Here is a 1,156-nt window from a genome sequence, read left to right as displayed (position 1 = left end):
CTCCTGGCCACGCCCGGCGAGATGATCTGGGGCACCGGGACCAGCCACGACGGCCTCACCGCCCGCGCCGGGAACTGGAACGGCTGGACGCTGTTCCACCTGACCCGCGACCAGCACGACCGGGGACGCCTCCCGGCGCTGCGGCTGGTCGGCGCGGAATCCCTGCCCACCGGCCGCCCTGGACGCGAGGCCGTCCCCGCTCGGTGACCGGACGCACCACTCGCTGCGACGGGCCCGCAAGAGGCCCGTTGCGGATCGCCGTGGCAGCGCCCCGGCGAGCACACCGCGCTCACGCGCACCGCACCACACGCACCACCCATGGCGGCCGTCCGGGTTAGGGCCGCAACCCCGCCAACCGACCATCCCGCCACAGGAGTTCAAGCATGCCCGACCCGCTGATCGAGGAACACGCCTTCCTCAGCAACACACGCACCGCAGCCCTCACCCGACCCGACGGCACGATGACGTGGCTGTGCCTGCCGGGCTTCGACTCCGCAGCGGTCTTCGCCAGCCTCCTCGGCACCCCCTCGGCCGGATTCTGGCGCCTCGGCCCGGCCAGGTACACCAACACGCCGCCCGAGAGCCGGCGGCGCTACGTCGGCGACACCCTCGCCGTCGAACAGACCTGGGACACCGGAAGCGGCGTGCTGGAGGTGGTCGACCTCCTGCCCGCCCCGGACGCCACCGGGTACGCGCCGCCGACGGTCGTGCGCATCGCCACCTGCCGCAGCGGCACGGTACGCCTGGCCTCGAACTTCCGGCCCCGCCCCGGCTACGGCTCCCTCACCCCCGCCCTTCACGAAGCCAACTACGGCACGCCCCGGCTGCGCGTGACCGCCGGGAGCGACACGTACTGGCTGGACGGGCCCCGCCACACCGTCAACCTGGGCGGGTCCGCCTCCTGCGACACGCCGCTGAAGGCCGGGCAGAGCCTGGTCTTCGCGCTGACGTGGACGTCCACCGGCAGCCCGGCGCCCGCCCCGCCGGCGGACACCACCGTGCTGGAGGAGACCAAGCGGTACTGGACGCGGTGGGCGTCCGCCTGCACCTACGACGGCCCCAACCGGGACGCCGTCCTGCGGTCGGCGCTCACCCTCAAGGGCCTGTGCGACCTCGGCGGCGCCGCGGTCGCGGCCCCGACCACCTCGCTGCCCGC

General features: G+C 74.6%; 2 protein-coding genes. Both read left to right on the top strand.

The window, feature by feature from the left end; genetic code table 11:
* A partial coding sequence (locus ACLWS4_RS37100) for a hypothetical protein (RefSeq protein WP_416876436.1) occupies window positions 1-207 on the top strand: 207 nt, incomplete at its 5' end.
* Window positions 208-383: 176 nt separating this feature from the next.
* Window positions 384-1,156: trehalase-like domain-containing protein (locus tag ACLWS4_RS37095; RefSeq protein WP_416876435.1), on the top strand; the 773-nt coding region annotated here is incomplete at its 3' end.

Origin of the sequence: Kitasatospora sp. SC0581 (assembly GCF_048159585.1) — a bacterium.
Classification (GTDB): Bacteria; Actinomycetota; Actinomycetes; order Streptomycetales; family Streptomycetaceae; genus Kitasatospora.
Note: the sequence above shows the minus strand (reverse complement) of the source record. Positions and strands in the feature narration are given on the sequence as shown.